This is a genomic window from Nostocoides japonicum T1-X7 (genome assembly GCF_001046855.1).
In the GTDB taxonomy this organism is placed as follows: domain Bacteria; phylum Actinomycetota; class Actinomycetes; order Actinomycetales; family Dermatophilaceae; genus Nostocoides; species Nostocoides japonicum.
In genome coordinates, this window is record NZ_HF570958.1 from 3,252,299 (window position 1) to 3,261,253 (window position 8,955).

At 71.3% G+C, this 8,955-nt stretch carries 10 protein-coding genes; 8 read left to right on the forward strand and 2 right to left on the reverse strand.

Annotated elements, in window-relative coordinates; genetic code table 11:
- On the forward strand, positions 1 to 731 hold a 731-nt coding region (locus tag BN12_RS14685), incomplete at its 5' end, for a thiamine pyrophosphate-binding protein (protein WP_235432418.1).
- Between the two features lie 110 nt (positions 732 to 841).
- On the opposite strand, the gene BN12_RS14690 is transcribed toward BN12_RS14685, so the two are convergent.
- Positions 842 to 2,152, reverse strand: coding sequence for an isochorismate synthase (locus tag BN12_RS14690; RefSeq protein WP_048553572.1), 1,311 nt, complete (start codon positions 2,150 to 2,152; stop codon positions 842 to 844).
- Between the two features lie 91 nt (positions 2,153 to 2,243).
- Positions 2,244 to 2,726, reverse strand: coding sequence for a peptidase inhibitor family I36 protein (locus BN12_RS14695; RefSeq protein WP_048553574.1), 483 nt, complete (start codon positions 2,724 to 2,726; stop codon positions 2,244 to 2,246).
- 149 nt (positions 2,727 to 2,875) lie between these two features.
- Here BN12_RS14695 and BN12_RS14700 point away from each other — a divergent pair, with 149 nt between their 5' ends.
- The 7 genes from BN12_RS14700 to nuoE all read left to right on the forward strand — a co-directional run.
- Complete coding sequence (locus BN12_RS14700; protein ID WP_048553582.1) at positions 2,876 to 3,577, forward strand: demethylmenaquinone methyltransferase; 702 nt, start codon at positions 2,876 to 2,878, stop codon at positions 3,575 to 3,577.
- A 106-nt stretch (positions 3,578 to 3,683) separates the two neighbouring features.
- A complete protein-coding gene (locus BN12_RS14705; protein WP_048556440.1) occupies positions 3,684 to 4,982 on the forward strand; it encodes a geranylgeranyl reductase family protein in 1,299 nt (432 codons plus the stop codon).
- 120 nt (positions 4,983 to 5,102) lie between these two features.
- Positions 5,103 to 5,465: an NADH-quinone oxidoreductase subunit A gene (locus BN12_RS14710; RefSeq protein WP_048553583.1), complete on the forward strand. Its 363-nt coding sequence runs from the start codon at positions 5,103 to 5,105 to the stop codon at positions 5,463 to 5,465.
- 10 nt (positions 5,466 to 5,475) lie between these two features.
- Positions 5,476 to 6,075, forward strand: a complete 600-nt coding sequence (locus BN12_RS14715; RefSeq protein WP_048553585.1) for a NuoB/complex I 20 kDa subunit family protein — start codon at positions 5,476 to 5,478, stop codon at positions 6,073 to 6,075.
- Positions 6,072 to 6,806, forward strand: coding sequence for an NADH-quinone oxidoreductase subunit C (locus BN12_RS14720; protein ID WP_048553587.1), 735 nt, complete (start codon positions 6,072 to 6,074; stop codon positions 6,804 to 6,806). Before BN12_RS14715 ends, BN12_RS14720 begins: the two co-directional genes overlap by 4 nt.
- A 2-nt stretch (positions 6,807 to 6,808) precedes the next feature.
- Positions 6,809 to 8,194: an NADH-quinone oxidoreductase subunit D gene (locus BN12_RS14725; RefSeq protein ID WP_048553588.1), complete on the forward strand. Its 1,386-nt coding sequence runs from the start codon at positions 6,809 to 6,811 to the stop codon at positions 8,192 to 8,194.
- Positions 8,194 to 8,955 (forward strand): NADH-quinone oxidoreductase subunit NuoE (gene nuoE, locus BN12_RS14730; RefSeq protein ID WP_083454665.1); only part of this gene is annotated, 762 nt, incomplete at its 3' end. The genes BN12_RS14725 and nuoE, both read left to right, overlap by 1 nt.

Here is an 8,955-nt window from a genome sequence, read left to right on the forward strand (position 1 = left end):
CCCCCCCCCCCGCCGCCCACGCCGCGCCCTGGCCGGGACAGGGGCCTGCCGGAGCCGATCCGGAGTGGGCCGCCGCCTGGTTCGAGCGCGGCGCCGCGCTCGAGCGGGCCATGGCGGCCGCACCGCCACCGTGGCCGTCCGGGCTGCGGGTGGCCCGCGAGGTGGTCGCGGCCCTGCCCGACGGGGCCATCCTCTTCGCCGGGTCCTCGAACGCTCCCCGAGACCTCGACATCGCCGTCGGGCCCACCCGCCCCGGACTCGACGTCGTCGGCAACCGGGGTCTCGCCGGCATCGACGGCTGCGTGTCCACAGCGACCGGCGTCGCGCTCGCGCACGCCGGGCGCCCTGCATATGCCCTCGTCGGCGACCTCACCTTCCTCCACGACACGAACGCGCTGCTCGTGGGCCCCGACGAGCCGGTGCCGAACCTCACCGTCGTCGTCGTCAACGACGACGGCGGAGGGATCTTCGAGACCCTCGAGCCGGGGGATCCGAGCGGGGCGGGTTCCGCCGACTTCGAGCGGCTCTTCGGGACCCCGACCGGCGCGCGGCTCGAGCCACTGTGCACCGCCTACGGCGTCCGGTATGCCGAAGCCGCCTCCGTCGAGCAGCTGCACCGGCTCGTGGCGCGTCGGCCGGACGGGCTGTGCGTCATCGAGGTCCGCATCGACCGCGGCCGGACCCGTGCCGAGCACGACGAGGTCATGCGCCTGCCCAGCCATTGGCCGTGAGCGCCTGTCGGTCTCCGTAGGGGACCTGAGGACCGAGTCGGGTGGTGCTCAGGCCCCGATCGGGTGGCAGACCGCCACGGGGGGTGAAGGGTCGGGGTGGACTGGGGGTGTCAGAGGGTGCTGAGGGCGTCGCGCATCGGCACGAGCTTGGCGTCGGACTCGGCGACCTCGGCCTCCGGGTCGGAGCCTGCGACGATGCCGCACCCGGCGAACAGGCGCAGCCGTGCGTCGTCGCCGGCGTCGTAGGCGGCACACCGCAGGGCGATCCCCCACTCGCCGTCGCCGGTCGCGTCGAGCCAGCCGACCGGACCGGCATACCGGCCCCGGTCCATGCCCTCGACCTCGTCGATGAGCGAGTCCGCCGACGCGGTGGGGGTTCCGCACACGGCGGCCGAGGGGTGGAGGGAGGCGGCGAGACCGAGGGAGGTCGTCCCGTCGCGGAGGACCCCTGTCACGTCGGTCGCGAGGTGCATGACGTTGGCGAGGTGGAGGACGAAGGGGGAGTCGGGCACGTTCATCGAGGAGCAGTGCGGCGCGAGGGCGTCGGCCACCGAGCGGACGGCGTACTCGTGCTCCTCGAGGTCCTTGGAGGAGCGGGCGAGGGACGCCGCGAGGGCGAGGTCGTGCTCGTCGTTGCCGCTGCGGCGGATGGTGCCGGCGAGGACGCGGGAGGTCACCAGACCGCGCTCCCGACGGACGAGCAGCTCCGGTGTCGCGCCGACGAGTCCGTCGACGGCGAAGACCCAGGTCGTCTCGTACCGCTCCGCGAGCCGCCGCAGCAGCCAGCGCGGGTCGACGGGGCCGGCGGCGTCGGCCGCGAGGTCGCGAGCGAGGACGACCTTGTCGAGCTCGCCGGCCGCGATCCGTGCGACGGCGCGGGCGACGACCCCCTCCCATCGCGCTGCGGACAGGGAGCCGTCGGCGAAGCGGACGTCCTCGGGCGCCTCGGGGGGCGACTGGACGGCGAGGGCAGGGGTCGGTGGTAGCTGGGCCCCGGCGGCGACGGTGGTGAGCCATGCCGTCGACCCGCGGCGTCCGACGAGGACCTCGGGCACGACGAGGGTGGCGCCGGAGGGCGAGCTCGCCGCATACGAGAAGGACCCGAAGGCGACGACCCCCGTGCCGGGCAGGCGGACCTCGTCGCGGACGACGGCCGCCTCCGACACCTGCGCCCACCAGGCGGACGCGTCGGCGAAGCGGTGCGTTCCCGCGGCGGTGAAGGCCGCCGCCCGCCCCCACCCGACGAGACCGTCGCCGCGCCGGACCCACGAGGTCACCTCGCGCGGCCCGCGGGCCGGGAGGAGGTCGACGAGCGAGCCGGCGATCGTCGCAGGGATCTGGACGGTGCGGACGACGAGCGGCAGGGCCGTCGGGACGCCTCGGCTGTCGGCAGGGTCCGCGGGGGAGGGCAGGATGCTCATCGCCGGTCAGGATACGTCGAGGCAACCAGCCGTCGTGGACGGGAACGGCCGGGATGCCGCGCGCACCCCGGCCGTCCTGCCGCGATCGGGCTCAGCTGACCTTGTAGGAGCTGATCCGGTTGTTCCAGGCCGTGAGCTTGATGTCGTGGTCCTGGTACTTGGCGAAGTGGGCGCCGGTGAAGTTCGTTCCGTCCCAGCCCTTCATGTCGCACCTGTTGCGGGTGACGAACGAGCTGGCCCGGTTCGACCAGCCCCAGGCGCCGAGGTCGACGGCCTGGCTGTCGACGTCGGACGTCGTCGCCGTGCACGAGCCGTCGCCGCCGAGCGTGAGCGATGCGCCGCTGTAGCCGGTGCCGTCGTAGAGGATGACGTGGGCCACCCACTTCGCGGACTTCTGGGTGGCGGCCATCCGGGCGACGGCCTCGTCCTGGCTGGCGGCGCACACCATGCGCTTGGACGCGATGTCGGCGGCGCAGTGCTGCGCGGGTGCGGTGGCCGAAGCGGCTGGTGCGAGTGCGAGCAGGCCGAGTGCCGCGATCCCGGCGCCGGCGGTCGTGACGATCGTGCGTGACATACGAGAATCCCTCCAATGCCCCCGGGGAGCCATCCGGACTCCCCCTGTTCGGATGGTCTCGACCCTGCCAAGGGTCTCCGGCGCTCGCAACGGGAGGCGGCCTCCGGTCCGCGGGGGTCGACGTCGACCGCGTCGGGGATGATGGGGCCATGAGTCGTGCCTCGCTGGCCAAGGAGCCCAAGGACGTCGCCGCGATGTTCGACGACGTCGCCGGCCGCTACGACGTGACCAACGACGTGCTCTCCCTCGGCCAGGACCGGCTCTGGCGCCGCGCCGTCCACGAGGCGGTCGGCGCACGGGCCGGCGAGCGGGTTCTCGACATCGCGGCCGGCACGGGGACCTCGAGCGAGCCGTTCGCGGACCATGGCGTATGCGTCGTCCCGGCCGACTTCTCCCTCGGAATGCTGCGGGTCGGCAAGCAGCGCCGACCGGACCTGCCCTTCACCGCGGCCGACGCGATGCGGCTGCCCTTCGCCGACGACGCGTTCGACGCCGTGACGATGTCCTTCGGGCTGCGCAACGTCGCCGACGTCGACGCCGCACTCGGCGAGTTCCTCCGCTTGACCCGGCCGGGCGGGCGGCTGGTCATCTGCGAGTTCAGCCACCCGACGAACCGCGCCTTCCGCAAGGTCTACACCGAGTACCTCATGCGCTCCCTTCCGCCCGTCGCGCGCCGCGTCAGCTCCGATCCGGAGTCGTACGTCTACCTCGCCGAGTCGATCATGGCCTGGCCGGCGCAACGCGAGCTCGCCGAGCGGGTCCGTGCCGCGGGCTGGACGGACGTCGCGTGGCGCAACCTCACCGGCGGCATCGTCGCCCTCCACCGCGCCACCGCTCCTTCTGGAGGTTAGGTGGTCCTTAGTACAGGGTTGCGACAGGACCCCCATACACTCGACGATTGATCGTGAAGACGTTCACAAGGAAGACGTTCACAACCGAGAGTCGACCGTGACCCCTCTGACGAGCACCGCCACCGAGTCCGCCGACGTCATCGTCGTCGGAGCCGGTCCCGCCGGATCCGCGACCGCGGCATACCTGGCGATGGGCGGTCTCGACGTCCTCCTCCTGGAGAAGACGACCTTCCCCCGCGAGAAGGTCTGCGGCGACGGACTCACCCCCCGCGCGGTCCGCGAGCTCATCACCCTCGGCATCCCGACGCCGGAGGAGGAGGGCTGGATCCGCAACCACGGCCTGCGGATCATCGGCGGCGGCATGCGCCTGGCCCTCCCGTGGCCCGATCTCGCGAGCTTCCCGCCGTACGGGCTCGTGCGGACCCGGCAGGACTTCGACGACATCCTCGCCCGGCACGCCGTCAAGCACGGGGCCCGGCTCCACGAGGCGACGAACGTCACCGGCCCGATCCGCGACGAGCGGACCGGCGCCATCGTCGGCGTCACGGCCAAGCGCGTCGACGAGAACGGCCGCTCGACCGGGCCGGAGCTGCGGTATGCCGCGCCGCTCGTCGTCGCGGCGGACGGCAACTCCTCGCGCCTGTCCCTCGCGATGGGCCGGGAGAAGCGCGAGGACCGTCCCATGGGCGTCGCGGTCCGCACGTACTACACGAGCCCGCGCCACGACGACGACTATCTCGAGTCGTGGCTCGAGCTGTGGTCGACCGACGACAGCGGCCGGCGGGTCCTCCTGCCCGGGTACGGCTGGATCTTCGGCGTCGGCGACGGCACGAGCAACGTCGGCCTCGGGATCCTCAACACGAGCAAGGCGTTCGGCAGGACCGACTACAAGGACGTCATGCGCCGCTGGGTCGCGACGATGCCAGAGGAGTGGACCTACACCGACGAGACGATGGTCGGACCGATCCGCGGCGCGGCGCTCCCCATGGGCTTCAACCGGCAGCCGCACTACGCCGACGGCCTCCTCCTCGTCGGCGACGCGGGCGGCATGGTCAACCCGTTCAACGGCGAGGGCATCGCGTATGCCATGGAGTCCGGCCGCCTCGCCGCGGACGTCGTGGCCCAGGCCTTCGCGCGCAGCGACGACGCGGGCCGGGAGCGGGTCCTCCTCTCATATCCGCAGGTCATGGGCGATGCGCTCGGCGGCTACTACACGCTGGGCCGCTGGTTCGCCAAGGCGATCGGCAACCCCGAGGTCATGCGGCTCGCGACGAAGTACGGCCTCCCGCGCCGGACCATGATGCGCTTCCTCCTCAAGGTGATGGCCAACCTCGCCGAGCCGCACGGCGGCGACGCGAGCGACCGCCTCGTCCACGCGATGGCACGGATGGCTCCCGATGCATGAGACGGCCCCCGCGGGTCCTCCCTGCACCGCGCTGCGAGAGGGCAATAGAGTGAGACCCACGTCACCTGACAGCGGACCGACGCGAGCCCGACGTGCCACGGAAAGGGGAGTCGTTCAGCGATGACCAGCCCGTACCTTCCCCTCGTCTTCCTCGTCCTCATCGGCGGCGGGTTCGCCCTGTTCTCCGTCGTCATGGCGGGCATCGCCGGGCCCAAGCGCTACAACCGCGCCAAGCTCGACGCATACGAGTGCGGCATCGAGCCGACGCCGCAGGCGCGGGGCGGGGGCCGGGTGCCCATCAAGTACTACCTGACGGCGATGCTCTTCATCATCTTCGACGTCGAGAGCGTGTTCCTGTATCCCTTCGCCGTCGCGTTCAACCAGCTGGGACTGTTCGCCCTCGTCGAGATGGTCCTGTTCATCGTCACCGTCTTCGTCGCCTACTCCTACGTGTGGCGGCGCGGCGGGCTCGAGTGGGACTGAGAGGAACTCCATGGGTGTCGAGGAGAAGCTGCCGGCGGGCTTCCTGCTGACGACCGTCGAGCAGGTCGCGGGCTTCATGCGCAAGTCGTCGGTGTGGCCGGCGACCTTCGGCCTCGCGTGCTGCGCCATCGAGATGATGGCCGTCGGCACGCCCGACTACGACATCGCCCGGTTCGGCATGGAGCGGTTCTCGGCGACCCCTCGCCAGGCCGACCTGATGATCGTCGCCGGGCGGGTGAGCCAGAAGATGGCCCCCGTCGTCCGCCAGGTCTACGACCAGATGCCCGAGCCGAAGTGGGTCATCTCGATGGGCGTCTGCGCGAGCTCCGGGGGGATGTTCAACAACTACGCGATCGTCCAGGGGGTCGACCACATCATCCCCGTCGACGTCTATCTCCCGGGCTGTCCGCCCCGTCCGCAGATGCTGCTCAACGCGATCATCGAGCTGCACCGCCAGATCCAGACGAGCAAGCTCGGCGTCAACCGCGTCAAGGCGGCCCGGGCCGCCGAGGAGGCCGCGCTCTCCGCGACGCCCACCGCCCTCATGCCGCCGACCCACGACCACGTCGGCCACCTCACCGCGACGCCCGGGAAGAGCCTCCTCGCATGAGCGACCAGACCCCAGCCCCACGGGACGAGGCGGAGAACCTCCCCGCAGCCCCCGGCACGACGCCCGAGCCGGTGCAGATCGGTGTCCGCCACGGGATGTTCGGCGCCCAGGACTCCGGCGACACGAGCGGCTACGACGGTCTCGTCTCGCCGATCCTCTTCCCCGCGACGGCGGTTCGGCCCTACGGCCGGTACTTCGACGAGGTCGCCGACCTCCTCCAGGAGGCGCTCGACGACCGTGCGACGCCGTACACCGACGCCGTCGAGCGCGTCGTCGTCGACCGGGACGAGCTGACCCTCTTCATCCGGCGCGAGCACCTCCTCGCCGTCGCGCAGGCCCTGCGCGACGAGCCGGCGCTGCGCTTCGAGCTGTGCCTCGGGGTGAGCGGCGTCCACTACCCCCACGAGACGGGGCGTGAGCTGCACGCCGTCTACCACCTCATGTCGATCACGCACGGCCACCGGCGGATCCGGCTCGAGGTCACCGCTCCTGACGACGACCCGCACATCCCGTCGATCGTCTCGGTCTACCCCGCGAACGACTGGCACGAGCGCGAGACGTGGGACATGTTCGGGATCCAGTTCGACGGCCATCCGTCGCTGACCCGGATCCTCATGCCCGACGACTGGCCGGGCCACCCGCAGCGGAAGGACTACCCGCTCGGCGGCATACCCGTGGAGTACAAGGGCGGCACCGTCCCGCCGCCGGACCAGCGGAGGTCGTACAACTAATCATGACGACGACATCGGACATCTACGAGTCGGGCGGATCCGGCCGGGCCGACGACATCTTCGCCACCTCCCCCGCCGACGAGGCGGACGCCGAGGGCGCCACGATCCTCAACGCGACCGGCGGCGACTGGGACGACCTCGTCGAGGAGGCGACGGCCCTCAACGAGGAGCGCATCGTCGTCAACATGGGGCCGCAACACCCGTCGACGCACGGCGTCCTCCGGCTCATCCTCGAGCTCGACGGCGAGACGGTGACCGAGGCGCGCGCCGGGATCGGCTACCTCCACACGGGCATCGAGAAGAACATGGAGTTCCGCACCTGGACCCAGGGTGTGACCTTCTGCACCCGGATGGACTACCTCACACCGCTGTTCAACGAGGCGGCGTACTGCCTCGCCGTCGAGAAGCTCCTCGGCATCACCGACGACATCCCGGAACGCGCCCAGATCATCCGGGTCATGATGATGGAGTTCAACCGGATCGGCTCCCACCTCGTCGCCATGGGGACCGGCGGCATGGAGATGGGCGCGACGACCGTCATGACCGTCGGCTTCCGCGAGCGCGAGCGCATCCTGTCGATCTTCGAGATGGTGAGCGGCCTGCGGATGAACAACGCCTACATCCGCCCCGGTGGCGTGGCGCAGGACATCCCGCACGGCACGATCGACGCGGTCCGCGAGGCGATCCCCTTGATCAGCAAGGGCGTTCACGAGCTCGAGCTCCTCATGGTGGAGAACCCCATCCTCAAGGGACGCATGCAGCGGGTCGGCTACCTCGACCTCACCGGGTGCATGGCGCTCGGCATGACCGGGCCCATCCTCCGCTCGGCCGGGCTGCCGCTCGACCTGCGCAAGGACGAGCCCTACTGCGGCTACGAGACCTACGACTTCGACGTCGTCACGCGCACCGAGGCCGACGCCTACGCCCGCCTGTGCGTCCGGCTCGACGAGATCCACGAGTCCCTGAAGATCGTCGAGCAGTGCGCGGACCGGCTGCAGGCCAAGCCGGGACCGGTCATGGTGGCCGACAAGAAGATCGCCTGGCCCTCGCAGCTGTCGGTCGGCTCCGACGGTCAGGGCAACAGCCCCGACCACATCCGCGAGATCATGGGCACCTCGATGGAGTCGCTCATCCACCACTTCAAGATCGTCACCGAGGGCTTCCGCGTCCCGACGGGCCAGGTGTATGCGCCGGTGGAGGCGCCCAAGGGCGAACTCGGCTGCCACCTCGTCTCCGACGGCGGAACGCGACCCTACCGGGCGCACTTCCGCGAGCCGTCGTTCAACAATCTCCAGGGCACGGCCGCGATGTGCGAGGGCGGCCAGGTCGCCGACGTCATCGTCGCCGTCGCCTCCATCGACCCCGTCATGGGAGGTGTCGACCGCTGATGGCGACCAAGTTCGGACGGCAGACCGCATCGGGTCACCTCCACGTCTCCGCGGAGTCGAAGGAGCCGTATACCGCGGACGTCGAGGCCCGCCTGCGCGAGGACGCCGCGCAGGTCATCGCCCGGTACCCCCAGAAGCGGTCCGCCCTCCTGCCGCTCCTCCACCTCGTCCAGTCCGTCGACGGCTACGTGAGCGGGCGCGGCATCGAGCTGTGCGCCGACCTCCTCGACCTCGAGACGGCCGAGGTCTCCGGCGTCGCGACGTTCTACACGCAGTACAAGCGGCATCCCAACGGCGAGTACACCGTCGGGGTCTGCACGAACACGCTGTGCGCGATCATGGGCGGCGACCGCATCTGGGACGAGGTCTCCGAGCACCTCGGCATCGGCCACGACGAGACGACGGCCGACGGGAAGATCACCCTCGAGCGCGTCGAGTGCAACGCGGCATGCGATTTCGCGCCGGTCGTCATGGCGAACTGGGAGTTCTTCGACAACCAGACGCCGGAGTCGACCAAGCAGCTCGTCGACGACCTGCGGGCCGGCAACCCCGTCCGGCCGACCCGCGGCCCGGACCGCGTCTGCACGTTCAAGGAGGTGTCCCGCACCCTCGCCGGCTTCCCCGACGGGCTCGCCGACGAGGGTGTCGGCGCCGGCCCGGCATCGCTCGTCGGCCTCGAGCTGGCGCACCGGCGCGGCTGGGTCGCGCCGGGCCAGCCGGGTGCGGAGCCTCCGGCCGACGAGGCGGCCCCCGCTGCCGAC